At 64.2% G+C, this 23,208-nt stretch carries 22 protein-coding genes and 2 pseudogenes; 10 read left to right on the forward strand and 14 right to left on the reverse strand.

All coding sequences use genetic code 11. The features are described 5' to 3' along the window. Nucleotides 1-37: 37 nt before the first annotated feature. Both A9179_RS11030 and A9179_RS11035 read left to right on the forward strand, forming a co-directional pair. Nucleotides 38-463 (forward strand): hypothetical protein, encoded by a 426-nt coding sequence (locus A9179_RS11030; protein ID WP_187805849.1) that lies wholly within the window; start codon nt 38-40, stop codon nt 461-463. A gap of 310 nt (nt 464-773) precedes the next feature. Then, the gene (locus A9179_RS11035; RefSeq protein ID WP_187805850.1) at nt 774-1,472 is read left to right on the forward strand and encodes a substrate-binding periplasmic protein; all 699 of its coding nucleotides are present in this window, start codon (nt 774-776) and stop codon (nt 1,470-1,472) included. 17 nt (nt 1,473-1,489) lie between these two features. Here the strand turns inward: A9179_RS11035 and A9179_RS11040 are convergent, their stop codons facing one another. From A9179_RS11040 to A9179_RS11050, 3 genes are all read right to left on the reverse strand, one after another. Then, complete coding sequence (locus A9179_RS11040) at nt 1,490-2,710, reverse strand: PilT/PilU family type 4a pilus ATPase (RefSeq protein ID WP_187805851.1); 1,221 nt, start codon at nt 2,708-2,710, stop codon at nt 1,490-1,492. 182 nt (nt 2,711-2,892) lie between these two features. Then, a complete protein-coding gene (locus A9179_RS11045) occupies nt 2,893-3,627 on the reverse strand; it encodes a TrmH family RNA methyltransferase (RefSeq protein ID WP_187805852.1) in 735 nt (244 codons plus the stop codon). Beyond that, nucleotides 3,627-5,246 carry an NAD(P)/FAD-dependent oxidoreductase gene (locus tag A9179_RS11050; RefSeq protein WP_187805853.1) on the reverse strand — a complete coding sequence of 540 codons (1,620 nt, stop codon included), beginning with the start codon at nt 5,244-5,246 and terminating at the stop codon, nt 3,627-3,629. Before A9179_RS11050 ends, A9179_RS11045 begins: the two co-directional genes overlap by 1 nt. Before the next feature lie 223 nt (nt 5,247-5,469). Here A9179_RS11050 and rlmE point away from each other — a divergent pair, with 223 nt between their 5' ends. Then, on the forward strand, nt 5,470-6,090 hold the full coding sequence (rlmE, locus tag A9179_RS11055; protein WP_187805854.1) for a 23S rRNA (uridine(2552)-2'-O)-methyltransferase RlmE: 621 nt from the start codon (nt 5,470-5,472) through the stop codon (nt 6,088-6,090). Between the two features lie 6 nt (nt 6,091-6,096). Next, entirely contained in the window at nt 6,097-6,375 is a 279-nt protein-coding gene (locus A9179_RS11060; RefSeq protein WP_187805855.1) for a peptidylprolyl isomerase, read from the forward strand. Nucleotides 6,376-6,477: 102 nt separating this feature from the next. On the opposite strand, the pseudogene A9179_RS11065 reads toward A9179_RS11060, so the two are convergent. Beyond that, nucleotides 6,478-6,723, reverse strand: a pseudogene (locus tag A9179_RS11065) (lipase); the annotation flags it as partial. 153 nt (nt 6,724-6,876) lie between these two features. On the opposite strand from A9179_RS11065, the gene A9179_RS11070 reads away from it, so the two are divergent. Beyond that, on the forward strand, nt 6,877-8,463 hold the full coding sequence (locus A9179_RS11070; RefSeq protein WP_187805857.1) for an ABC-F family ATPase: 1,587 nt from the start codon (nt 6,877-6,879) through the stop codon (nt 8,461-8,463). An 81-nt stretch (nt 8,464-8,544) separates the two neighbouring features. Here the strand turns inward: A9179_RS11070 and A9179_RS11075 are convergent, their stop codons facing one another. The 8 genes and pseudogenes from A9179_RS11075 to A9179_RS11110 form a co-directional block, all read right to left on the reverse strand. After that, nucleotides 8,545-9,261, reverse strand: a complete 717-nt coding sequence (locus tag A9179_RS11075) for an ABC transporter ATP-binding protein (protein ID WP_187805858.1) — start codon at nt 9,259-9,261, stop codon at nt 8,545-8,547. Then, nucleotides 9,258-10,132 (reverse strand): annotated as a pseudogene (locus A9179_RS11080) (ATP-binding cassette domain-containing protein). The gene A9179_RS11075 and the pseudogene A9179_RS11080 overlap by 4 nt, the downstream one beginning before the upstream one ends. Then, nucleotides 10,129-11,409, reverse strand: a complete 1,281-nt coding sequence (gene livM / locus A9179_RS11085) for a high-affinity branched-chain amino acid ABC transporter permease LivM (protein ID WP_187805859.1) — start codon at nt 11,407-11,409, stop codon at nt 10,129-10,131. Before livM ends, A9179_RS11080 begins: the two are co-directional and overlap by 4 nt. Nucleotides 11,410-11,412: 3 nt before the next feature. Next, nucleotides 11,413-12,327, reverse strand: coding sequence for an ABC transporter permease subunit (locus A9179_RS11090; RefSeq protein WP_187805860.1), 915 nt, complete (start codon nt 12,325-12,327; stop codon nt 11,413-11,415). A 128-nt stretch (nt 12,328-12,455) separates the two neighbouring features. After that, nucleotides 12,456-13,580: a branched-chain amino acid ABC transporter substrate-binding protein gene (locus A9179_RS11095; RefSeq protein ID WP_187805861.1), complete on the reverse strand. Its 1,125-nt coding sequence runs from the start codon at nt 13,578-13,580 to the stop codon at nt 12,456-12,458. Between the two features lie 373 nt (nt 13,581-13,953). Then, entirely contained in the window at nt 13,954-14,562 is a 609-nt protein-coding gene (locus tag A9179_RS11100; protein WP_187805862.1) for an FMN-dependent NADH-azoreductase, read from the reverse strand. Nucleotides 14,563-14,680: 118 nt separating this feature from the next. Then, the gene (locus tag A9179_RS11105; RefSeq protein WP_394354759.1) at nt 14,681-15,667 is read right to left on the reverse strand and encodes an alpha/beta hydrolase family protein; all 987 of its coding nucleotides are present in this window, start codon (nt 15,665-15,667) and stop codon (nt 14,681-14,683) included. A gap of 301 nt (nt 15,668-15,968) precedes the next feature. Beyond that, nucleotides 15,969-16,475 (reverse strand): DUF1993 domain-containing protein, encoded by a 507-nt coding sequence (locus tag A9179_RS11110; protein WP_187805863.1) that lies wholly within the window; start codon nt 16,473-16,475, stop codon nt 15,969-15,971. 149 nt (nt 16,476-16,624) lie between these two features. On the opposite strand from A9179_RS11110, the gene A9179_RS11115 reads away from it, so the two are divergent. The 3 genes from A9179_RS11115 (at nt 16,625) to A9179_RS11125 (ending at nt 19,165) form a co-directional block, all read left to right on the forward strand. Continuing rightward, nucleotides 16,625-17,533: a LysR substrate-binding domain-containing protein gene (locus A9179_RS11115; protein WP_187805864.1), complete on the forward strand. Its 909-nt coding sequence runs from the start codon at nt 16,625-16,627 to the stop codon at nt 17,531-17,533. Between the two features lie 88 nt (nt 17,534-17,621). Further along, nucleotides 17,622-18,818 carry an MFS transporter gene (locus A9179_RS11120; RefSeq protein ID WP_187805865.1) on the forward strand — a complete coding sequence of 399 codons (1,197 nt, stop codon included), beginning with the start codon at nt 17,622-17,624 and terminating at the stop codon, nt 18,816-18,818. Continuing rightward, nucleotides 18,815-19,165 carry an MmcQ/YjbR family DNA-binding protein gene (locus tag A9179_RS11125; RefSeq protein WP_187805866.1) on the forward strand — a complete coding sequence of 117 codons (351 nt, stop codon included), beginning with the start codon at nt 18,815-18,817 and terminating at the stop codon, nt 19,163-19,165. Before A9179_RS11120 ends, A9179_RS11125 begins: the two co-directional genes overlap by 4 nt. On the opposite strand, the gene A9179_RS11130 is transcribed toward A9179_RS11125, so the two are convergent. Together A9179_RS11130 and A9179_RS11135 are read right to left on the reverse strand one after the other, a co-directional pair. Further along, on the reverse strand, nt 19,159-19,863 hold the full coding sequence (locus A9179_RS11130) for a DUF1294 domain-containing protein (RefSeq protein ID WP_187805867.1): 705 nt from the start codon (nt 19,861-19,863) through the stop codon (nt 19,159-19,161). The two genes, A9179_RS11125 and A9179_RS11130, sit on opposite strands and share 7 nt — an antisense overlap. A gap of 15 nt (nt 19,864-19,878) precedes the next feature. Further along, nucleotides 19,879-20,709, reverse strand: coding sequence for an undecaprenyl-diphosphate phosphatase (locus A9179_RS11135; RefSeq protein WP_187805868.1), 831 nt, complete (start codon nt 20,707-20,709; stop codon nt 19,879-19,881). Nucleotides 20,710-20,917: 208 nt separating this feature from the next. On the opposite strand from A9179_RS11135, the gene A9179_RS11140 reads away from it, so the two are divergent. Then, nucleotides 20,918-22,552 (forward strand): methyl-accepting chemotaxis protein, encoded by a 1,635-nt coding sequence (locus tag A9179_RS11140; protein WP_187805869.1) that lies wholly within the window; start codon nt 20,918-20,920, stop codon nt 22,550-22,552. Nucleotides 22,553-22,559: 7 nt separating this feature from the next. Then, entirely contained in the window at nt 22,560-23,174 is a 615-nt protein-coding gene (locus A9179_RS11145) for a hypothetical protein (protein ID WP_223123195.1), read from the forward strand. The last annotated feature ends 34 nt before the right edge of the window (nt 23,175-23,208 follow it).

Genomic DNA, 23,208 nt, shown 5'->3' on the forward strand with positions numbered 1-23,208 from the left:
CAGCCATCATCCAACGACCACAGAAAAGGAATACTTCGTGAAATCTATTACTTCGGTAATTCTTACAGTCCTGATTTCGTTCAGCGCCAATGTCTTGGCCGCCGAGGACTACGATGGCATACCCGAAAATTTCATAAAGCTAATTGCAGCCAAGAAAATCCCAGAAGCAATTGACAGCCTGTACCCCAACGAAGGTTACTGGAGCACTCCGCAGGGAATTGCCGAGAAAGCCAATATTTCTGCAAAGTTCGTGAAATTCGGAGACTATCGCTTTCACCAGCTGCTTTCTGAGAAAAGCATCGTCGACGACCGCTACGTGACCCTCAGTTACTTCGTTGGCTTTCAAAACAAGCCTGAGTTCTTCTCAATCACCCTGTACAAACCTGAAAACTCATGGACAGCAAGAGAGTTCAATTTCGGCGGCACTCCCGAGGAAACAAAGAACTTTAGCCTTCCGAAATAGCGCTGCCCTGCCATCGAGATACGGCTGCATGCCTAATCAGACCTTTCAAGGGCACAACCCTGCAGTCCGCACAGCCGGACAAGTTCATGATTGCTATCAGCCGTATACCGACAGCACTGCTTCCCCCTTGATGATCCGCCTACCGTAAGGCAGGCGACATCTTCCGCTGAAACGTCGCCGCCCCCCTCACACCGCCCAACGCAGCAGCACCGCCCGATAAAAGCCGTTCGAGCACCCAAGCCTGTTTGGCTTTCTATACTCAATTTCTATTCGGCTCGATGAGACTCCCGGATTGCGCACACGTCTCTGCATGCTGGCGCTGCTTGTCTGCATCTCCGCCCGGGCCGAACCTCGGGAGGTCGAGATTTACATGGCGGAAGCTGCGCCCCTGACGATGATCAGCGGTGTTCGCCATGGGCTTATCGGGGATGTTGCCTTCGCGGTGCTAGAGCGCGCCGGATACCGCGCGGTAGTGCGCAACGCTCCCTTGCTGCGTGCGCAGAAGCGCGTAATGGAGGGACGCAATGTACTGATTACCCCGCTCTCGCGTACTCCTGAGCGGGAGTCCCGATTCACTTGGGCGGTCAATGTTCTGCCGTTGCAACGCGCCTTCTTCACCCTGGACGAGCCTGTGACCAGTCTCGAAGCAGCCAAGCGCTACAGAGTCATCGCGGTGGGAACAGGCACTGCGCAGGTGGAGATACTGCGCGCTAACGGCTTTCGCGAAGACCAGCTGCATTCGTTGCGGTTAGGAGAAAGCCCGGTACAACTGCTGCGAATCGGGCGCGTGGATGCCTGGTTCACCACCATCCCCGAGGGCCGCCATGACTGGGATGGTGGCCCGGCCTTGCGCATGAGCCCGCCCCTGGCTGCGACCGATATGTACATCGGCTGCTCACTGGATTGTGACCCTGTGCTGGTACAGGCCTTGCGCAAGGCTATCGAATCGATGCGTGCGGACGGCAGCCTGCAGCGCATGATAGAGGTCTACCTGCCGCCACCACCCTAGTGCGGCAGGGACAAACGTCAGATCCCTTGGCGCCCCGGATCTTCTGGTGCGCTTTCCTCTTCGATCTCCTCCAGCTTGAGCTCCATGGCCCAGTTGGCGGGTGCCGCTGCTGGTGCAGGCGCTGGGGCGGCCGGCGCTGCTGGGGCGGCACTGGCGGCCGGTGCGGCATTGGCCGGGTTGTCGCGATACAGCTTGAGCTTGAGGCGCACGTTGTTGGCCGAGTCGGCGTTCTTCACCGCCTCCTCTTCGTCGATGGCGCCCTCGTGCACCAGGTCGATCAGGGCCTGGTCGAAGGTCTGCATGCCGAGGTTCTTCGACTTCTCCATGATCTCCTTGAGCTCGGAGAACTCGTTGCGCTTGATCAGGTCGCGGATGGTCGGCGTGCCGAGCATCACTTCCACGGCAGCGCGACGCTTGCCGTCAACGGTCTTGACCAGGCGCTGGGAGACGAACGCCTTGAGGTTGTTGCCGAGGTCGTTGAGCAGTTGCGGGCGACGCTCCTCGGGGAAGAAGTTGATGATGCGATCCAGCGCCTGGTTGGCGTTGTTGGCGTGCAGGGTGGAGATCGCCAGGTGGCCGGTGTCGGCGAAGGCCAGGGCATGCTCCATGGTCTCGCGGTCGCGGATCTCGCCGATCAGGATCACGTCCGGCGCCTGGCGCAGGGTGTTCTTCAGCGCGGCGTGGAAGCTGCGGGTGTCCACCCCCACCTCGCGCTGGTTGATGATCGACTTCTTGTGCCGGTGCACGTATTCCACCGGGTCTTCGATGGTGATGATGTGGCCGCCGCTGTTGCGGTTGCGGTAGTCGATCAGCGCCGCCAGGGAGGTCGACTTGCCGGAGCCGGTGCCGCCGACGAACAGCACCAGGCCGCGCTTCTCCATGATGGTTTTGAGCAGCACTTCCGGCAGCTTGAGGTCTTCGAACTTGGGGATTTCCATCTTGATGTTGCGCGCGACGATGGACACCTCGTTGCGCTGCTTGAAGATGTTGATGCGGAAGCGGCCGACATTGGGCACCGACATCGCCAGGTTCATCTCCAGTTCCTTGTCGAAGTCGGCGCGCTGCTGCTCGTCCATCACGCTGGCGGCGATGGCGGCCACGTCGCCGGGCTTGAGCGGCTCGGCGCTGAGCGGCTTGAGCACGCCGTTGAACTTGGCACAGGGCGGCGCACCGGTGGACAGGTAGAGATCGGAACCATCCTGGCTGGACAGGATTTTCAGCATTGCGGTGAGATCCATGGCGGCGCTTCCATCATTCGAGACTTAACAAAATAGGCCAGGATTAGCGGCGCTTCCGCGCTGTATCAAGCCTGAAAAATGACGTCATTCTGATGGCGCAACGAATGCTGGCACAATAGCGGCCTGGTAGAAATGCGGAGCCCGTCGTGCTCGGGCTCCTGTGAGCGTGCCGCCATGAACCGCTAGCGGTTCAGCTCATACGCACACATGTTGACCGTGGTGGCCAGGTTCAGCGACTCGATGGCGCCACTGCCGGGGATGGTGAACGCCTGGGCGCCCAGTTCCAGCAGTTGCTCGCGGGGCACGCCGCGGGCTTCGTTGCCGAACAGGTAGCAATCGAAAGCCTTGAAGCCGGCGGACTGTACCGGCTCGCCTGTCATGTCCAGGCAGGCGATGCGTGGGAAGCGCGCGCGCAGGGAGTCCAGCGCCACATCCAGCTCCAGGGGCGCATGGAAGATGGCGCCCATGCTGGAGCGCACCACCTTGGGATTGTACGGGTCGACACTGCCGGGGCTGAGCAGGCAGCGGAAGCCGCCGAACCAGGACAGGGTGCGCAGGATGGTGCCGAGATTGCCCGGATCCTGGATCTCGTGCAGGTAGATGACCCGCTCACCCGCGGCAGCAGCCGGCGCGGCTGGCGCGGCTGGCGCCGGCATCGGTACCACGGCGATGATGCCCTGCGGCGTCTGGGTATCGGCGATCTGCGCCATCTGCCGGTCGCTGATCACCTGGGTCTTGAACGGGCTCTGCCAGTGCTCATAGGCGGCAGTCACATACAGTTGGCTGCACTGCAGCTGCGGATTGTGCAGCGCCGCCTTCTGCAGCTCCAGTACCAGGTGCTCGCCTTCCACCAGGAAGTGGCCGAACTCGGCGCGGTACTTCTTCTGCTGCAGCTTCTTGATGTCGTCGAGCTTCATCAGCTGCCCTGCCCGGCCAGCAGCGACTTGGCCACCGCCTCGGCCACCTTGATGCCGTCCACCCCCGCCGAGAGGATGCCGCCGGCATAACCGGCGCCCTCGCCGGCCGGATACAGGCCCTTGAGGTTGAGGCTCTGCAGGCTCTCGTTGTCGCGGGTGATGCGCACCGGGGAACTGGTACGGGTCTCGATGCCGGTGAGCACCGCGTCATCGCGATCGAAGCCGCGAATCTGCTTGCCGAAGGCTGGCAGCGCCTCGCGGATGGCCTCGATGGCGTATTCCGGCAGCGACGGCGCCAGGTCACCCAGGCGCACGCCGGGCTTGTACGAAGGCTCCACCTCGCCAAACTCGCTCGACGGCTTGCCGCGAATAAAGTCGCCGACCAGCTGCGCCGGGGCGCAGTAGTCGCGGCCGCCCAGCTCGTAGGCACGCGATTCCAGGCGCTCCTGGAACTCCACGCCGGCCAGCGGGCCGCCAGGGAAATCCTGCTCCGGGTTGATGCCGACGACGATGCCGGCGTTGGCGTTGCGCTCGTTGCGCGAGTATTGGCTCATGCCGTTGGTGACCACCCGCTCCGGTTCGGAGGTGGCGGCCACCACGGTGCCACCCGGGCACATGCAGAAGCTGTACACGGCGCGGCCGTTCTTGGCGTGGTGCACCAGCTTGTAGTCGGCGGCGCCCAGCTCCGGATGGCCGGCGTACTTGCCCAGGCGGGCCTGGTCGATCAGCGACTGCGGGTGCTCGATGCGGAAACCAATGGCAAAGGGCTTGGCCTCGATGAACACATTCTGCCGATGCAGCATGCGGAAGGTGTCGCGCGAGCTGTGGCCCAGCGCCAGCACCACGTGGCGGCTGCGGATGGTCTCGCCACTAGCCAGCACCACGCCTTCGAGCTGGCCGTCGTCGATCACCAGGTCGCTGACCTTGCTCTCGAAGCGCACCTCGCCGCCGAGGGCGATGATCTCTTCGCGCATGGCGGCGACCACGCCGGTGAGACGGAAGGTGCCGATGTGCGGCTTGCTGACGTACATGATCTCTTCCGGCGCACCGGCGCGGACGAACTCGTGCATCACCTTGCGCCCGTAGAACTTCGGATCCTTGATCTGGCTGTACAGCTTGCCGTCGGAGAACAGACCCGCACCGCCCTCGCCGAACTGCACGTTGGACTCCGGGGTCAGGGTCTTCTTGCGCCACAGCGCCCAGGTGTCCTTGGTGCGCCGGCGCACATCCTTGCCGCGCTCCAGCACGATCGGCTTGAAACCCATCTGCGCCAGCAGCAGCGCGGCGAACAGGCCGCAGGGGCCGAAACCGACCACCAGCGGGCGCTCGCTCAAGCCGGCCGGGGCCTGGCCGACCGGGTAGTAGGTGGTGTCCGGAGCCGGGCGGATGTGCTGGTCATCGGCGAAACGCGCCAGGATGGCCGCCTCGTCGCGGACTTCCAGATCGATGATGTAGATGAACAGGATGACGCTGTTCTTCTTTCGCGCATCGTAGCTGCGCTTGAAGATGGTGAAGTTCAGCAGGTCGGCGGCGCCGATCCCCAGGCGCTTAAGGATGGCCTGGCGCAGTTCATCGGCAGAGTGATCGAGGGGCAGAGACAGTTCGTTGATGCGAATCATGGCGGTAATCCTGGCCGGTGACTCCGGCAAAGGAAGCAACAGAAGAGAGGGTAAGTGGCGAATTGTAGCCGCCGCAGCCGCCCCCTGTCAGGCCTGAGCAGCAGGCGCCGCGCCCCGCGGATTTAACCTGGGCGCTGTTATCGGCTTATAATTGCCGCCACTTTGCGCACTCTGCCCCTGCATGGGCCGCGCATCTCACCGATTTTCCGTGCCTGGCCCCCTCATGAAACGCTCCAAAAGCAGCAGCCGCTGGCTGAACGAACACGTCAACGACCCCTACGTCAAACGCGCACAAAAGGACGGCCTGCGCTCCCGCGCCAGCTACAAGCTGATGGAGCTGAACGAGAAGGACAAGCTGATCCGCCCCGGCATGCTGATCATGGATCTGGGCTCGGCCCCGGGCGGCTGGTCGCAGGTGGCCGGCAAGCTGGTCGGCGAAAAGGGCCGGGTCATCGCCACCGACATCCTGCCGATGGACCCGCTGGACAACGTCGACTTCATCCAGGGCGACTTCACCAGCGACGCCGTGTTCCAGCAGTTGCTCGACAAGCTCGATGGCCGGCTGCCCGACCTGATCATCTCCGACATCGCGCCCAACATCAGCGGTGTTGCGGTAGCCGACCAGGCCGCCTCGATGTACCTGGTCGAACTCACCCTCGACATGGTGCGCCAGGTGCTCAAGCCCGGCGGCAACTATGCGGTCAAGGTCTTCCAGGGCGAAGGCTCTGCCGAGTTCCTCAAGGACGTGCGCAGCTCGTTCGAGAAGGTGTCGATCCGCAAACCGGAAGCCTCGCGCCCCCGCTCGCGCGAAGTCTATCTGGTGGCGAAAGGCTTCAAGGGCTAAGAATTCATGGCAAAGGCAATGGCCCGCCACATCCTGGTCAAGACCGAGGCCGAAGCGGCCGCGCTGAAGAAGCGCATCGCCGCCGGCGAAGCCTTCGATGTGCTGGCGAAGAAGTACTCCACCTGCCCGTCCGGCAAGAAAGGCGGCGACCTGGGCGAAGTGCGCCCGGGGCAGATGGTGCGCGCCGTCGATCAGGTGATTTTCAAGAAGGCCCTGCGCGAAGTGCACGGCCCGGTGAAGACCCAATTCGGCTACCACCTGATCCAGGTGTTCTACCGCGACTGAGCCTCTGTTGCGACAGCTGTACCGGGTATTTGCCCCGCAGCCGCACCAACAAATCCACCCCCTACGAAATGACCGGAGCCCGCCAGGGCCCCGGCCCGTGGCTTAGAGGCCAGCCAGTTTCAGGCAGTTGGCCTGCTGGCGGTTGACCCTGAGCGGGCTGGTTTCGAACAGGCTGCTCAGGCCGAGCAGCTGGTTGACCTCGTCCAGGTGGTTCATCCGGTAGTTGTCGCGAATCACCCTGCCCATGTGCGAGCGGCAATGCTCGGCGAATCCAGCGTTGGCCACCCCGGAAGCGAACGCCAGCGAGGTGGCCGTGGTGATCAGATCCATCGGATCGAGCACGTTGGTCGTCGACGCAACCAGATCCGGACGTACAACCGCCACGTTACGGACAACGCCCGCCAGCATGGCCGTCCGGCACGAGAAGCAGCGCGCAGCGCGCTAAACCGTTACAATCGCGCCCTTTTGCGCAGCCGCGCCCCGCTCCCAGGATTTAAAGCCGTGATCTCTACCGCCAACATCACCATGCAGTTCGGCGCCAAGCCGCTGTTCGAGAACGTTTCCGTCAAGTTCGGCAACGGCAACCGCTACGGCCTGATCGGCGCCAACGGCTGCGGCAAGTCGACCTTCATGAAGATTCTCGGCGGCGATCTGGAACCTTCCGCCGGCCAGGTGATGCTCGAGCCGAACGTGCGTCTGGGCAAGCTGCGCCAGGATCAGTTCGCCTACGAAGAATTCAACGTGATCGACACCGTGATCATGGGCCACGAGGAGCTGTGGAAGGTCAAGGCCGAGCGCGACCGCATCTACTCGCTGCCGGAAATGAGCGAAGAAGACGGCATGAAGGTCGGTGAGCTGGAGGGCGAGTTCGCCGAGATGGACGGCTACACCGCCGAGTCCCGTGCCGGCGAGCTGCTGCTCGGCCTGGGCATTCCGCTGGAACAGCACTTCGGCCCCATGAGCGAAGTCGCACCCGGCTGGAAGCTGCGCGTGCTGCTGGCCCAGGCGCTGTTCTCCGATCCGGAAGTGCTGCTGCTGGACGAACCCACCAACCACCTGGACATCAACACCATCCGTTGGCTGGAAAACATCCTCACGGCGCGTAACAGCACCATGATCATCATTTCCCACGACCGTCACTTCCTCAACTCGGTCTGCACCCACATGGCCGACCTGGACTACGGCGAGCTGCGCCTGTTCCCCGGCAACTACGACGAGTACATGACCGCCGCCACCCAGTCGCGCGAGCAGCTGCTGGCCGACAACGCCAAGAAGAAAGCGCAGATCGCCGAGCTGCAGACCTTCGTCAGCCGCTTCTCGGCCAACGCCTCCAAGGCCAAGCAGGCCACTTCGCGCGCCAAGCAGATCGACAAGATCCAGCTGGCCGAGGTCAAGCCGTCCAGCCGCGTCAGCCCGTTCATCCGCTTCGACCAGAACAAGAAGCTGCACCGCCAGGCCGTGACCATCGAGAAGGTATCCAAGGCCTTCGACGACAAGGTGCTGTTCAAGAACTTCAGTTTCACTGTCGAAGCCGGCGAGCGCGTAGCCATCATCGGCCCCAACGGCATCGGCAAGACCACCCTGCTGCGCACCCTGGTCGGCGAGATGACCCCGGACGCTGGCGCGGTGAAATGGACCGACAGCGCCGAGGTAGGCTATTACGCCCAGGATCATGCCCACGATTTCGAGGCCGATGACACCCTGTTCGAATGGATGGGCCAGTGGACTCAGGGCGAGCAGAACATCCGCGCCGCTCTTGGCCGCATGCTGTTCTCCTCCGATGAAATCCAGAAGTCGGTCAAGGTGCTCTCCGGTGGTGAACAGGGCCGCATGCTGTTCGGCAAACTGGCCTGCCAGAAGCCCAACGTGCTGCTGATGGACGAACCGACCAACCACCTGGATATGGAATCCATCGAGGCGCTCAACCTGGCGCTGGAGAACTACCCGGGCACGCTGATCTTCGTCAGCCACGACCGCGAGTTCGTCAGTTCCCTGGCCACCCGCATCATCGAGCTGTCGGATAACGGCGTGACCGATTTCTCCGGTACCTACGATGACTACCTGCGCAGCCAGGGCGTTATTGTCTGACCCGCTCTGCTCCCCTCTCCCAGAGGGAGAGGGAGAAAAAAGGCATCCCTCGGGATGCCTTTTTCGTTCCGCCCCCCACCTTCAGTGCCCGCCAAGATAGGCATTGCGCACCTCCTGGTTGCCCAGCAGCTCTTCGCCGGTACCGCTCAGGCGGATTTCGCCGGTGACCATCACGTAGGCACGATCCGACAGGCGCAGCGCGTGGTTGGCGTTCTGCTCCACCAGGAAGATGGTCATGCCACTCTTGGCCAGCTCACGCAGGGTCTGGAAGATCTGTTTGACCACGATTGGCGCCAGACCCAGCGACGGTTCGTCGAGCAGCAGCAGCTTGGGCCGGCTCATCAGCGCACGGGCGATGGCGAGCATCTGCTGCTCGCCGCCGGACATGGTCATGGCGCGCTGATTGCGCCGCTCCTTGAGGCGCGGGAACAGCTCGAACATGCGCTGCATGTCTTCCTCGGCATGGGCGGTGCCGATCGGGATGGTGCCCATCAGCAGGTTCTCTTCCACGCTCATGTCGGGGAACACCCGGCGCCCCTCCGGCGACTGGGCCACGCCGTTGGAAGCGACGTAGTGCGCCGACTTGTGAGTGATGTCGGTGCCACGAAACAGGATCTGCCCGGCCGAGGCGCGCGGCTGGCCGAAGATCGACATCAGCAGCGTCGACTTGCCCGCGCCGTTGGAGCCGATCAGGCTCACCGTCTCGCCTTCGTTGATGTGCAGGCTGACCTTCTTCAGCGCCTGGATCACCCCATAGTGGACGTCGACATCCTTCAGTTCGAGGATCGGCTCGCTCATGCCAGCTCCTCCTCGTCGGCGCCCAGGTAGGCGGCGATCACTTTCGGATCGTGACGGATCTCGGCCGGCCCGCCCTCGGCGATTACCACGCCGTGGTCAAGCACGACGATGTGGTCGGAAATGCTCATCACCATGCCCATGTCGTGTTCGATCAGCAGTACGGTCATCTCGTGCTCGTCGCGCAGTTTGCGGATGATCGCGCTCAAGGCTTCGGTTTCCGCCGGGTTGAGGCCGGCGGCCGGCTCGTCCAGGCAGATCAGCTGCGGCCGCGTGCACATGGCCCGGGCAATCTCCAGGCGGCGCTGCTGGCCGTAGGACAGCTCGCCGGCCAGGCGGTTGGCGCAGTCCACCAGATCCACCACTTCCAACCAGTAGAAGGCATGGTTGAGCGCATCCTCCTCGGCCTTGCGAAAGCCCGGGGTGTTGAACACGCCGGCCAACAGGCTGCGGTTGACCCACATGTGCTGGGCCACCAGCAGGTTCTCCACCACGGACATTTCCTTAAACAGGCGGATGTTCTGGAAGGTGCGGGCCAGACCGGCGCGGTTGACCAGGTGGGTGCCGCCGAACATCTTGTACCAGATGCGGCTGGCCAGGGTCGCCGGGCCACGAAGTCGCTCGGCTGAAACGGCTCGCCGAGCACCTTGATCACGTCGGTGACGGTACCGCGGGCATGCAGCTTGATGCTGCCGCCGGTGGCCGAATAGAAGCCGGTCAGGCAATTGAACACCGTGGTCTTGCCGGCGCCGTTGGGGCCGATCAGCGCCGAGATCGAGTGGCGTTTGACCTGCAGACTGACGTCGTTGAGCGCCTTGATGCCACCGAAGTGCATCATCAGGTTATCGACCGTGAGAATCATCTCGTCGCTCATGGCGCCACTCCTTTGCGCGGGGTGACACCGGTACGGCTGATGCGGATCAGCCCGCGCGGGCGCCAGATCATCATCAGCACCATGAGCATGCCGAACAGCAGCACCCGGTAGTCGGCGAAGCTGCGCAGCAGCTCCGGCGCCACGGTCAGCACGAAGGCGGCGATCACCACACCGACCGTCGAGCCCATGCCGCCGAGCACGACGATGGCAAGGATCAGCGCCGACTCGAAGAAGGTGAAGGACGACGGGTTGACGAAGCCCTGATAGCTGGCGAAGAACACCCCGGCCAGGCCGGCGGTGGAGGCGCCGATCATGAACGCCGAGAGCTTCACCAGCACATGATTGAGGCCCATGGCGCGGCAGGCGATCTCATCCTCGCGCAGCGCTTCCCAGGCGCGGCCGACCGGCATGCGGGTCAGGCGGTGCTTGATGTACAGCACCAGCATCACCACCAGGAACAGCACCACGTAGATGAACAGGAACTTCAGGTTGGGGTTGTAGGCCACGCCGAAGAACTCGTGGAACGGCACCCCACCGTCCTTGGCCCGGCGACCGAACTCCAGGCCGAAGAAGGTCGGCGACGGTACCGACATGCCGTTCGGCCCGCCGGTGAAGCTCAGCCAGTTGTTGAGGATCAGGCGGATGATTTCGCCGAAGCCGAGGGTGACGATGGCCAGGTAGTCGCCGTGCATGCGCAGCACCGGGAAGCCCAGCAGCGCCCCCGCCACTGCCGCCAGCAGGGCCGCCAGCGGCAGCACCGTCCAGAAGCCCAGGCCGAGGTACTGGTAGCCCAGCGCCAGGCCGTAGGCTCCGATGGCGTAGAAGGCCACGTAGCCAAGGTCGAGCAGGCCGGCCAGGCCGACCACTATGTTCAGGCCCAGGCCCAGCAGCACGTAGATCAGGCCGAGAATGACCACGGTAAGCAAATACTTGCTGGCAAAGAACGGGAAGATCAGCGCCGCCACCAGCAGCAGCGGGATGATCCAGCGCAGCCGCGACTGGTAGTCCGGCGGCAGCACGTGCACGCCCGAACCGTTGCTCTCGAAACGCGCCAGCAGCGCGGCACCGCTGCCACTCTGCAGGTACAGGCTGAGCAGCAGGCGACCGAGCATGACGATGCCGATCACCACGGCGAGGCGTTGTGGCTGCAGCTTGAAGCTGTAGCCGTCGAGCACCACGCCGACTATGGGGCCGAACACGATCAGGGCGATCAGCCCGGCGAGCACGGCATCCAGCAGACTCTTTTTCAGATCCAGGCCTTGTTTGACTGCAGACATGGATTACACCTTGGCAACCTGGGGGCGTCCCAGGAGTCCTTGCGGTCGGAAAATCAGGATCGACACCAGCAGCGCGAAGCTGAACACGTCCTTGTAGTCGGTGTTGACCATGCCGGAGAACTGCGCCTCGGCCACGCCAAGGATCAGCCCGCCAAGCATCGCCCCCGGCAGCGAACCGATGCCGCCGAGCACCGCGGCGGTGAAGGCCTTGATGCCGATGACGAAGCCGGCATAGAAGTCGAAGGTGCCGTAGTTCATGGTGATCAGCACGCCGGCCAGTGCGGCCATGGCAGCGCCGATGACGAACACATAGGAAATCACCCGGTCGGTGTTGATGCCGAGGATCGAGGCCATCTTGCGATCCTGCTGGGTGGCGCGGCACATGCGGCCGAGCTTGGTGCGCTGGATGATGTAGGTGAGCAGGCCCATGCCGACGAAGGCGGCAACCAGGATGAACACCTTGGTGTAGGTCAGCTGCACGAAGCCCTCGCCGACATGGAAGCGGAAGGAGCCGTCGAGCAGGGTCGGTACGCCCTGCTGGCGCGCACCCTGGCTGATCTGCACGTAGTTTTGCAGGATCAGCGACATGCCGATGGCGCTGATCAGCGGCGCCAGGCGCGTGGAGTTGCGCAGCGGCTTGTAGGCAATGCGCTCGATCACCCAGCCATACATGCCGGTGACGAAGATGGTGAACAGCAGCGTGCCGAGAATCAGCAGCGGAAAGGATTCGAGGCCGAAGAAGGCCAGTAGCGCCAGGGTGATGGCCGACAGGTAGGCGGAGATCATGTACACCTCGCCGTGGGCGAAGTTGATCATGCCGATGATGCCGTAAACCATGGTGTAGCCGATGGCGATCAGGCCATAGACCGCGCCGAGGGTCAGGCCGTTGATCATTTGCTGCAGGAAGATGCCGTCCATGAAGTAATTCTCACAGGCGTGGACAAGATGGGCAGGAGCAACAGCCGCCGCGTTGGCAGACCGACCTCAGCTCCTGTCCGGCAGACGCAGCGCCCGGCCCGCCTGAGCGAGCCGGGCGTGCGCGTGGATCACGGCAGCTGGTGGTACTTGCCCTTGTCGTCCCACTCGTACATCACGTAGTCGGAGACTTTCAGGTCGCCCTTCTCGGTCCAAGACTTCTTGCCCATCACGGTGGCCACGTCATGGGACTTCAGCCAGGCACTGGCCTTGGCCCCGTCGGTGCTGCCGGCGCCGGTGAAGGCAGCGGCCAGAGCCTGTACCGAGGCGTAGGCATACAGGGTGTAGCCCTGGGGCTCGAAGCCACCGGCGCGGAACTTCTCGATCACCGCCTTGCCGTCAGCAATCAGCCGCGGGTCGGCACCGAAGGTCATCAGCACGCCCTTGGTGTACTGCGGGCCGCCGGCGGTGGTGACCAGTTCGTCGGTCACCGCGCAATCACCGGACACGAAGGTGGCGTTGCTGCCCTGCTCGCGCAGCTGGCGTACCAGTGGGCCGGCTTCCGGGTGGCAACCGCCGAAGTAGACCACGTCGGCATCCGCGGCGCGGATCTTGGTGACCAGGGCGTTGAAGTCCTTCTCGCCACGGGTCAGGCCTTCGTACAGCACCGGCTCGAGGCCGCGCTTGGCCAGCTGGGCCTTGGTCGCATCGGCCAGGCCCTGACCGTAGGTGTCCTTGTCGTGGATCACCGCCACTTTCTTGGCCTTGAGGGTATCCACCAGGTAGTCGCCGGCGATGATGCCCTGCTGGTCGTCACGCCCGCACATGCGGAACATGCCGGTCATGCCGCGCTCGGTGATCTGCGGGTTGGTCGAACCGGGGGTGATGGCGATGATGCCCGCCTCGTCGTATACCTCGGAGGCCGGCATGGTCGAGGAGGAGCAGAAGTGACCGACCACCCCCACCGCCTTGTCGGAGTCCACCAGGCGGTTGGCCACGGACACAGCCTGTTTCGGCTCGCAGGCATCGTCCGCCTTGACCAGCTTGATCTTCTCGCCGTTGATCCCGCCGGCGGCGTTGATGTCCTCGGCAGCCTGGGTAGCGCCACGCCAGTACTGCTCGCCGAACGAGGCGTTGGGGCCGGTGTGCGGGCCGGCCACGCCGATGACGACGTCAGCCTGGGCCAGTGAAGAAACGCCCATTGCGGTGGTGACAGCTAGAGCCAGAAAGCCTTTTCTGAAAATCTTCTGCGACATGGGGTGCTCCTAAGGTTTTAGTTGGCAACCAGCAACAGCAAGGCTTATGCCAGTCGCGACCTCAGTAAACCAAGCAGAAAAAACAGAGCCCGTCGGAAAATAAACGGAGAATTTTGAAAGAAAAATTCGCAATTACGACATTGCGAGTTTTCCGCCGTCGGTTATGGACATTTTCTGTACAGCTGCCGCTTTACTTTCGGTAACGGCAATTTTCAGCGAATTTTCCCGCCCCAGTTCAGTGCGAAAAAAGCACCCAATCGCACCAGCAACAGACAGCTACGCCCTCCTCCACGGCAGCCGCCGGTGCGGTGCGCAAAACAAAACGGCGGTGGTCGCTGCTGCGAACCACCGCCGTTGTCTGCAGCCAGTTGCCTTATGCCACGGCGAACAGTTCCTCGATGCGCGCCTGGGCGCCCTTCAGCGCATTGGCGCGCGGCTCCTCGCCGTAGGCCAGGCCTTCAGCGCGGACGATCTCGATATCGGTGATACCGAGGAAGTTCAGCACCTGCACCAGGTACGCCTCATGGGCCTGGCCGCTGGGCTGGCCGGCATGGATACCACCGGCGGTGGATGCGATCACCACCTTCTTGCCACCGGCCAGGCCCTTGGGGCCGTTCTCGTCGTAAGCGAAGGTTTTGCCGGCGACCGCCACGCGGTCGATCCAGGCCTTGAGCTGGGTCGGCACACTGAAGTTGTACATCGGCGCGCCAATCACGATGGCGTCGGCGGCGAGGAATTCGTTGAGGGTGAATTCGGCCAGCTCCACTTCATGTTTCTGCGCCGCATCACGCAGCTCGGCCGGAGTACCGCCGGCTACCAGGCTGGCCGCGGACAGATGGCTCAGGGCATCGCTGGCCAGGTCACGGTAGCTCACCTGGGCGGCCGGTTCGGCGGCCTGCCAGGCCTGTACCAGGCTGCGGCTCAGCTGACGGGAGGCGGATGCATCGCCGAGGATGCTCGAATCGATATGCAGCAGTTTCATGGGACATTCCTCATTGGGGCGATCAGCGGCTCTGACCGGATGAGGTGAATCCTACCCATGACAACAAAAGTCTATTAGTTGGCAAAAATACGATGCACTGTCCTGCATCAAACAACAATTAGCGACCATCCTCACCGGCCGTGCCCAGGTTCTCGGTGAAGAAGCGCGCCGCATCGAGGCTCAGTGCATGGTGAATGGCCGCGCGATCCACGCCTTCCGCGTCTTCGCACAGGTAGGGCAGCAGCTGCGCCATTTCCACCGTGCAGGGCGCCATGAACACGAAGTGCCCGGCCCCTGGCAGCAGGCGGTATTCCGGAGTGAGCGGCAGGCTGCGGCGCAGGGCTCCAGCATTGCGCTGCAACGCCAGCACCTGATCGTGATCACCGCTGTAGAGCAGCACCGGCACCCGCACCTGGGCCAGCTCCTGCTGGTCGAACAGCAAACCCAGCGGCGCCAGCAACAGCAGCGCGGCTACCCGGCGGTCGGCGCTGGCCTGCAGATCCTCGCGATCGCTGCGCAACTCGCCTCGCGTGGCGCAGGCATCGGCATCGTCCGGTACCTGCAGGCAGTAGTCGCGCAGATGCTGCAGACGGGGTTGCGCGCCCGCCAGGATCAGGGCGCTCTCGCCGCCGGCGGAATAGCCGATGACGCCCACCCGCGCACTGTCGAGACTCGCCGCCAGCAACGGATCGGCCGCCGCCGCATCGATTGCCGCCGACAGCTGCAGGGGCCGCCCATACAGGTTGCTCAGGCTGCCCTGGCGGCTCTGATCCTGGTCGTTGTCGCCCGGGTGCACCACCGCCAGTACCACAAAGCCCTGGCGCGCCAGGGCGGTGGCCAGGTCGTGGTGGGCCAGGGGCGAACCGGAATTGCCGTGGGACAGCAGGATCAGCGGGAAGCGGCCCATGGCAATCGGCGCATCACGGGTGGCCGCCACCCGGTACAGACCTAGCGCCGTCTCGCCCGCCGCCAGACTGGCCGGATAGAACACAATGGCCTGCATCGGTTGCTGATCGAGGGGATCGTAAAGCGTCAGGTGGTGCAGGCCGACCGCCCAGCCGCGCGCCAGTACCGCATCGGGAGCGCCGCCCAGGCAGGCGGCCAGCAGCGCCAGTAACAGCAGCCGACAACATCCAGCGTTCACCTCAGCACCCTCCGGTTCCCAGATCACGCCTCGCGCCGCTTGCCCCTCCCTGGCGTGGCGCGGCCGGAGCCCAGCTCCGGCCGCATCAGGTCTTGCATGGATTGCGCCAGAAGCGCCGGCTCAGAACCTGTTCAGGATCTTCTGGACTAGAGCCAGGCAAGGCAAAAACAGGCGAGGAAGCGGAGTTTACGAGTGGTAAATGAGCATTCCGAGCCTGTTTTTAACGCGGCATGGCCGACGGACAAGAGATCGTGGCAGGTTCTCAGACGCTGCCGAGATAATCCATCTTACCCAGGCTCAGGCCATTGTGGCGCAGGATCGCGTAGGCCGTGGTGATGTGGAAATACAGGTTGGGCTGGGAGAAGTTGAGCAGGAAGGTCTGGCCGTCGAAGTTCAACTCGCGCCCCGGCAGCTTGATGGTGACGGTACGGCTCTCGCTGCCGTTGACCTGCTCGGCACTGATGCCTTCGATGAACTTGAGGGTCTTGGCAATGCGCTCCTGCAGCTCGGGGAAGCTGGTCTCGGTATCGGCGAAGCTGGGGATCTCGACCTGGGCCAGACGCGCCACGCAGCCTTTCACCGCGTCGCTGGCGATCTGCACCTGGCGCGCCAGCGGATACATGTCCGGCGCCAGGCGGGCATTGATCAGTACCGCAGGGTCGATGCCCTTGCTCTCGGCAAAAGCTTCCGCCTTGGCCAGGATGTTCGACAGGTTGCCCAGCATGCGGGTGAACACCGGGATGGAAGCCTGGTACATGGACAAGGACATGATGCTGACTCCGTAATAGAGGAAAAGGGGCGCACAGGCGCGTTGCCACGATACACCCGCCAGCACGGCTGCATAGCCGGTACCAGCCGAAACAATGCCCCTTTTACAGCAATAAATGCCATAGTTCGTCCCACTCACAGGACGATGCCATGCAAGACCTCAACGATCTGTTCTACTTCGCCCAAGTGGTCGAACAAGGCGGCTTCACCGCAGCCGGACGCCTGCTGGGCATTCCCAAGTCGCGCCTGTCGCGCCGCATCGCCGAGCTGGAGGAGCGCCTCGGCGTGCGCCTGCTGCAACGCACCACGCGTAAGCTGGCGCTGACCGACGTTGGCGAGCGCTACCTGCGCCATTGCCAGGCCATGCTGCAGGCCGCGGAACAGGCCGAGGAGACCGTCGCCGCGCTGACCAGCGAGCCACGCGGGCGCCTGCGCGTGTCCTGCCCCACCGAGATGGCACGCACCCGCCTGCGCCAGACCGTGGTCAGCTTCCTCGAGCGCTACCCCAAGGTGCAGCTGGAGATCGTCCTCAGCAACCGCCGTATCGACCTGCTCGACGAAGGCATTGATGTCGCCCTGCGCGTGCGCGAAGCGGATGATGAAGACCCCAACCTGATCTGTCGCCAGCTGGTGCCCGCCCGCGCCCTGCTGGTGGCGGCGCCGCAACTGCTCGCCGGCCTGCGCATCGAGACCCCCGATGATCTGGCCCAGCTGCCGGTGCTCGGCGCCCTCTCCAGCGACCGGCGGGTGCATTACCTGCTGCGCGACGCCAAGGGCAACCGGCGCGACATCGCCCTGGAGGCACGCCTGGCCATCGAGGATTTCGAGGTGCGCAAAGCCGCCGCCCTCAAAGGACTGGGCATCTCCATGCTGCCGCAGGCCAACTGCCAGCAGGAACTGGACGACGGCCGCCTGGTACGCCTGCTGCCGGGCTGGGATCTGCCCGGCGGCAACCTGCAGGCGGTCTACACCCACAGGCGCGGCATGCTGCCAGCGGTACGCGCATGGATCGAGCACCTGAGCGAAGCCCTGCGCGATGGTGACCTGCAGCCGGTCTGAGCAGGCTGATAGTTAGCAAGCTTTCTTAATCGCCCGCCACAGGCGATCATGCACGGCAGTCTCACTTTGTTTTCGGCCAGGTTCCGCCATGAGCACGCCCGAGCAGTCTGCGCCAGCCAGAACCCTGCAGATCGTTGCCATCGTCTTCTTCACCTTTATCGGTTTTCTCTGCGTCGGCCTGCCGCTCGCGGTACTGCCCGGCTACGTGCACAACACCCTGGGCTATGGCTCGGTGCTGGCTGGCCTGGTGATCAGCGTGCAGTACCTCGCCACCCTGCTCTCGCGGCCCATGACCGGCACCCTGTGCGACCGCCTCGGGCCCAAGCGCGCGGTGGTCTACGGCCTGCTCGGCTGCGTCGGCAGCGGCCTGCTGACCCTGCTGTCGACCGAATGCCGCGACCTGCCTCTGCTCAGCCTGCTCCTGCTGCTGGGTGGACGCCTGGTGCTGGGCGTGGCCCAGGGGCTGATCGGCACCGGCTCGATCAGCTGGGCCATCGGCCGGGTCGGCGCGGAGAACACCGCCCAGGTGATTTCCTGGAACGGCATCGCGGCCTACGGTGCGATTGCCATCGGCGCCCCGCTGGGGGTGATCCTGGTGGCGCAGCTGGGGCTCTCCAGCATGGGCGGCCTGATCGTCCTGCTCGGCATCGTCGCCCTGCTGCTCAGCCGCCTGCAGCCGGCGGTACCGATCTTCCACGGCAGCCGCCTGCCGTTCCGCCATGTGTTCCTGCGCGTGCTGCCCAACGGCCTGGCGCTGGCCCTCGGCACCATTGGCTACGGCACCCTGGCCACCTTTATCGCCCTGTATTACGCCAGCCGCGGCTGGGACGGCGCCGCCTATGCGCTGACCGCCTTCGGTAGCGCCTTCATCGGTGCGCGCCTGCTGTTCGCCGGCGCGATCAAGCACCACGGCGGCTACCGGGTGGCCATCGCCTGCCTGAGCATCGAGAGCGCCGGCCTGCTGCTGCTCTGGCTGGCCCAGCAGCCGGCGCTGGTACTGTGCGGCGCGGCACTCACCGGCTTCGGTCTGTCGCTGGTCTACCCTGCCCTGGGCGTCGAGGTGATTTCGCGCATTCCCGCCGCCAGCCGCAGCTCGGGGCTGGGCGCCTACGCGATCTTCTTCGACCTGGCGCTGGGCATTGCCGGGCCGCTGATGGGCATGGTGGTCGGTGGCTACGGCTTCAACGCAATCTTCCTGCTCGCCGCCCTGCTCGCCCTTACGGGCCTGCTGATCAGCGCCTACCTGCTGCGCACGGCCCACACCGCCAAGGACATGCCGACATGACTGCCGACCAGATTGCCACCTTCTGCCTGACCCTGCCCGGCGCCCGCGAAGACCTCAAGTGGGGCAGTAACCGGGTGTTCTCGGTGGCCGGCAACAAGATGTTCGCCATCCTCGACTTTCTCGGCGACGGCCTGGCCTTCAAGGTCGGCCCGGAGCTGTTCCTCGGTTTCGTTGATCGCCCCGGCATCCACCCGGCACCTTATCTGGCGCGCGCCCACTGGATCAGCATGGGCACGCCCCTGCCGCTGGGCGACGATGAACTGCGCGAGCTGCTGACCCGCTCGCACCAACTGGTGGTGCGCAAGTTGGCGAAGATCCGTCAGGTGGGGCTGTTGCTCGATCAGTGAGCCAGTAAAGACCCGAGAAAGCGCCCGCCCAACAGCAGGTGATCGACCCAGAACGCCTGGTGGGCCAGGACGATCAGCCAGAACACCAGCTGGAATGACAGCTTGCGCGTCTTGTGGCGGAACACCTGCTGCGCCACCAGTGCACCCGGCCAGCCGCCGAGCAGCTCGGTGATATGCAGGGTGTTTTCCGGGGTGCGCCAGCGGCCCTGCTGCGCGCTGCTCTTGTCGTGCCAGTACTGCACGAAGCTGATCAGGCTGAGCGCGGGGTAGCCCGCCAGTGCCCAGACCAAGCCTGCGCCGAGCAGCTGCAGCGCGCCCCAGAGCGGCAGCACGCACAGCAAGCCGAACAGGACAAGCTTGCCCGGCAGCCCCTGGATGCCCTGAGACGGCTCGCGGCGCGCCGGTGCACGCTTCGGCGACGCGGTCGGCTTGCCTGGCTTTGCGCTGCTGCCCGACTGGGGTTTGCGCCGGATCGCCGGGCGATCCAGGCTCAGGCCCTCGCTGCGCATATGCTCGGCCCGCGGGCGCCCGCGCTCGTCCCGGCCGGCGATGTACAGCACCGTCTGCCCAGGCTGCGGGCGCTGTGCGCCGCGCATCGCCGAGATATGCACGAAAACATCCTCGCCGCCACGCTCGGGGCGGATGAAGCCGAAACCCTTGTCGTCGTTCCAGCTACGCAATACACCACGCTGCTCCATGGCCGGCAAGCTCCGTCAGCCCTGCACCGTGCTCCAGTCGATCAGCCCCAGCTGCCAGGTGGCCAGGATCAGCAGGCCGAAGCCGATGCGGTACCAGGCGAACACCGCGTAGCTGTGGTTGGCGATGAACTTGAGCAGGGCCTTGACCGCCAGCATGGCGAACAGGAAGGACACCACGAAGCCGATGGCGAACACCGGCAGGTCGCCGGGCTGGAACAGCTCGCGGTACTTGTAGCCGGAATACACCGCGGCGCCGACCATGGTCGGCATCGCCAGGTAGAAGGAGAACTCGGTGGCGGCGCGGCGCGACAGGCCGAACAGCAGGCCGCCGATGATGGTCGAGGCCGAGCGCGAGGTACCGGGGATCATCGCCAGGCACTGGGCACAGCCGATCTTCAGCGCTTCCTTCCAGGTCATCTGTTCCACTTCCTCGACCGTCACCTCATGCTGACGCTGCTCGGCCCAGAGGATCACCACCCCGCCGATCACCAGGGCCAGGGCCACGGTGATGGGGTTGAACAGGTAGTGGTGAATCTGGTCGGCGAACGCCACGCCCAGCGCCACTGCCGGCAGGAAGGCGATCAGCAGGTTGGCGGTGAAGCGCTGCGCCTCGCGCTGGCGTGGCACGTTGAACAGCACTTCGAGGATCTTGCGCCGGAATTCCCAGACCACCGCCAGGATGGCACCCAGCTGGATGATGATGTTGAAGGCATTGGCGCGGTCGCCGCCGAAACCGATCAGATCCGCGACTATGATCTGGTGACCGGTGCTGGAAATCGGCAGGAACTCGGTCAGACCTTCGACAACACCCAGAATCAATGCCTGCAGGGCACTCCACACATCCATGAACGAACCTCGGGACTGGCCTTTGCGCGCGGCGGGCCGATAGCTAGAGAAGCGTCTGCCCAGGCAGACGGAAAAAATGGCTCCGAATCCTACCAGAGGAGACCGCCGGGCGCTGCCCTGCCAATGCCTGATTGCACAGCTTCTAGACTGCCTATTAGCTGACGGCGAAAAGCCACTACAAGAACAAGTTCCAGGAGTCCTTGTTGCCATGAATAGCCTGCGTAGCCTGCCCATCAGCCGTCGTCTGTGGCTGATCCTGTTCAGTTCCATCGTCATGTTGCTGGCTCTCAGCGGCCTGATGCTGAAACAGATCCACGGTGATCTGTATGCCGCCAAAGCACTGAAGACCCAGCAGGTGGTGGAAACCGCCAGTGGCGTGCTGCGCCATTACCAGGGCCTGGAAAGCGCCGGCACCCTCAGCCGCGAGGAAGCGCAGAAACAGGCGATGCAGGTGATCCGCGGCATGCGCTACGACCAGGACGACTACTTCTGGATCAACGACCTGGGCCCGGTGATGATCATGCACCCGACCAATCCCAAGCTCGAAGGCCAGGATCTGTCCGGGCTGAAGGATCCGGACGGCAAGTTCCTCTTCAATGAGATGGTCAAGGTGGCGAAGCAGAGCGGCGCCGGCCTGGTCGACTATCGCTGGCCCAAGCCCGGCTCCGCCGACCCGGTACCCAAGGTTTCCTATATCGAGCTGTTCCAGCCCTGGGGCTGGATCCTCGGTTCGGGCATCTATATCGACGACATGCAGGCCGAGTTCCGCGAGCAGGCCCTGCGCGCCCTGGGCATCCTGGTGGTGATTAGCGTGCTGCTGGCCGGCCTGGTCATCCTCATCGCCCGCAGCATCGCCCGGCCGCTGGACGAAGCGGTCAGCGCCATGGCCAACATCGCCAGCGGCGAAGCCGACCTGACACGCAACCTGGACAACCATGGGCGCGACGAGCTGACCGCCCTGGCCAGCCACTTCAATGGTTTTACCGACAAGCTGCGCGGGGTCATCGGCCAGTCCCTGCAGGCCGCCGGCACCCTCGACCAGGCCTCGCAGTCGCTGGGCGAGATCGCCAGCAACGCCCAGCGCCACAGCCAGCAGCAGTCGCAGCAGATGGAACTGGTGGCCACCGCCATCAACGAGGTGTCCTACGCCGTGCAGGATGTGGCGAAGAACGCCGAGCACGCCGCCAACGAAGTGCGCCAGGCCGAGCAGCAGGCCCTGCAGGGCCAGCAGAACATCGACAGCAGCCTGCGCCAGATCGACCAGCTGTCCGAGACCATCAGCCAGGCCGTCGAAGTGATCCGCACCCTGGCCCAGGAGAGCACGCAGATCGGCAGCGTGCTGGAAGTAATCCGCGCCATCGCCGAGCAGACCAACTTGCTGGCCCTCAACGCCGCCATCGAAGCGGCCCGCGCCGGCGAACAGGGTCGTGGCTTTGCCGTGGTGGCCGACGAGGTACGCCTGCTGGCCCAGCGCACCCAGCAGTCCACCGCCGAGATCCAGACCATGATCGAGCGCCTGCAGGGCAACTCCGAAGCCGCGGTGAAGGTGATCAACGCCAGCAGCCAGGCCTCCCAGCAGACCGTGGAGCAAGCCCGCCAGGCCGGCGAGAGCCTCAGCCAGATCGCCGGCGCGCTGCGCAACATCACAGGCTTGAATGCTTCCATCGCCAGTGCCACGCTGCAACAATCCCACGTGGTCGACGATATCAACCAGAATGTTACTCAGGCGGCCTCGCTGGCCCATGAGAATGCCCTGGCCGCCGACCAGTCGAGTGCGGCCAGCCAGCATCTGGAACAGCTGGCCAGCCAACTGAACCGCCTGCTGGGTCAATTTCGCGTGTGAGGGCTGAATGAGCAGTATGGAGCACCAGGAAGTCGATCTGAGCAAGCCGCAGAACCAGGATCTGATCTGGGATCTGGACAGCATTGCCCGCCGTGAGCTGGCCGAGCGCTTCATCACCCTGTTCGAGAACCGCCTGTGCGTCTACTCCGAGTCCACGCGCCAGCTCTACACCAACTACAACCTGCACTTCCCCAGCGACCTGGGGCGCAAGATGGTGGTGCTGCCCAACCCCTACGCCTTCCATGACACCCTGCACGGCATCGACCCGGTGGCGGTGCGTAAGACCGGCCTCTGCGTGCTGCCCGGCGCCGTGCTGGGCAAGCCCGGGCTGCTGCTGACCACGCAGATGAAGGAAGGCGGCCCGGCGCCCAAGACCATGCCGTTCAAGTCAGCCCTGGCGCAGATCATCAGCAACCAGAAGAAGATCAACGACGTGTTCCTGCCGATCATGATGAAGGGCGACCTGCGCGAATTCGACCAGCAGATGCCCTACATCCACCTGCACCGCCTGCAGGTGCAGCGGCTCACCCGCCTGTCGACCTTCGAGCGCGACGACATTCAGCAGACCATTACCCGCAAGCTCCTGACCCTCTATCGCCAGGCCGACAGCCTGGGCTGCTGAGCACCGAAGGGTCGGCCGCCCCCATGCGTCCGCA

The organism is Pseudomonas alcaligenes, assembly GCF_014490745.1.
In the GTDB taxonomy this organism is placed as follows: Bacteria; Pseudomonadota; Gammaproteobacteria; order Pseudomonadales; family Pseudomonadaceae; genus Aquipseudomonas; species Aquipseudomonas alcaligenes_C.

Excerpts from the sequence above, each read along its gene's own strand:
- A9179_RS11145 (WP_223123195.1), top strand. The coding sequence starts at position 22,560 with ATGAGCAGTATGGAGCACCAGGAAGTCGATCTGAGCAAGCCGCAGAAC.
- A9179_RS11045 (WP_187805852.1), bottom strand. The coding sequence starts at position 3,627 with ATGAAGCTCGACGACATCAAGAAGCTGCAGCAGAAGAAGTACCGCGCC.
- A9179_RS11050 (WP_187805853.1), bottom strand. The coding sequence starts at position 5,246 with ATGATTCGCATCAACGAACTGTCTCTGCCCCTCGATCACTCTGCCGAT.
- A9179_RS11130 (WP_187805867.1), bottom strand. The coding sequence starts at position 19,863 with ATGGAGCAGCGTGGTGTATTGCGTAGCTGGAACGACGACAAGGGTTTC.
- A9179_RS11115 (WP_187805864.1), top strand. The coding sequence starts at position 16,625 with ATGCAAGACCTCAACGATCTGTTCTACTTCGCCCAAGTGGTCGAACAA.
- A9179_RS11100 (WP_187805862.1), bottom strand. The coding sequence starts at position 14,562 with ATGAAACTGCTGCATATCGATTCGAGCATCCTCGGCGATGCATCCGCC.
- A9179_RS11135 (WP_187805868.1), bottom strand. The coding sequence starts at position 20,709 with ATGGATGTGTGGAGTGCCCTGCAGGCATTGATTCTGGGTGTTGTCGAA.
- A9179_RS11090 (WP_187805860.1), bottom strand. The coding sequence starts at position 12,327 with ATGGACGGCATCTTCCTGCAGCAAATGATCAACGGCCTGACCCTCGGC.
- rlmE (WP_187805854.1), top strand. The coding sequence starts at position 5,470 with ATGAAACGCTCCAAAAGCAGCAGCCGCTGGCTGAACGAACACGTCAAC.
- A9179_RS11060 (WP_187805855.1), top strand. The coding sequence starts at position 6,097 with ATGGCAAAGGCAATGGCCCGCCACATCCTGGTCAAGACCGAGGCCGAA.
- A9179_RS11140 (WP_187805869.1), top strand. The coding sequence starts at position 20,918 with ATGAATAGCCTGCGTAGCCTGCCCATCAGCCGTCGTCTGTGGCTGATC.
- A9179_RS11095 (WP_187805861.1), bottom strand. The coding sequence starts at position 13,580 with ATGTCGCAGAAGATTTTCAGAAAAGGCTTTCTGGCTCTAGCTGTCACC.
- livM (WP_187805859.1), bottom strand. The coding sequence starts at position 11,409 with ATGTCTGCAGTCAAACAAGGCCTGGATCTGAAAAAGAGTCTGCTGGAT.
- A9179_RS11120 (WP_187805865.1), top strand. The coding sequence starts at position 17,622 with ATGAGCACGCCCGAGCAGTCTGCGCCAGCCAGAACCCTGCAGATCGTT.
- A9179_RS11110 (WP_187805863.1), bottom strand. The coding sequence starts at position 16,475 with ATGTCCTTGTCCATGTACCAGGCTTCCATCCCGGTGTTCACCCGCATG.
- A9179_RS11125 (WP_187805866.1), top strand. The coding sequence starts at position 18,815 with ATGACTGCCGACCAGATTGCCACCTTCTGCCTGACCCTGCCCGGCGCC.
- A9179_RS11035 (WP_187805850.1), top strand. The coding sequence starts at position 774 with ATGCTGGCGCTGCTTGTCTGCATCTCCGCCCGGGCCGAACCTCGGGAG.
- A9179_RS11040 (WP_187805851.1), bottom strand. The coding sequence starts at position 2,710 with ATGGATCTCACCGCAATGCTGAAAATCCTGTCCAGCCAGGATGGTTCC.
- A9179_RS11075 (WP_187805858.1), bottom strand. The coding sequence starts at position 9,261 with ATGAGCGAGCCGATCCTCGAACTGAAGGATGTCGACGTCCACTATGGG.